This window comes from Gilvimarinus sp. 1_MG-2023 (genome assembly GCF_030548285.1).
On record NZ_JAUOSC010000655.1, the window covers coordinates 1 to 309 of the forward strand.

Annotated in this window: 1 protein-coding gene; it reads right to left on the reverse strand. The window is 57.9% G+C overall.

The genetic code is table 11. The features are described 5' to 3' along the window. On the reverse strand, positions 1-309 hold a 309-nt coding region (locus tag Q4563_RS18495; protein WP_303605552.1), incomplete at both ends, for an ABC transporter permease.

Below are 309 nucleotides of genomic sequence, written 5' to 3' on the forward strand. Positions count from 1 at the left end.
CCACGTTGGTGACGGGCACATCCCGTGGTCGGGTCAGCTGGTTCAGCAGCCAGATCGGCAGAGGTTTTTCGTGACCGGCAGTAACGGTGGTAACAATCAGTTCATCAAACGACAGCGCAAACGCCAGCATGCCCCCGGCCAGCATGGCGGTGCCCAGATTTGGCAACAGGATATAGCGAAAGGTCTGCCAGCCATCCGCGCCAAGATCCATCGAGGCTTCGATCAGGCTGCCGGAAGTGCGCCGAAAACGCGCCACCACATTGTTGTAAACAATCACCACACAACAGGTGGCATGGCCGACAACAATGG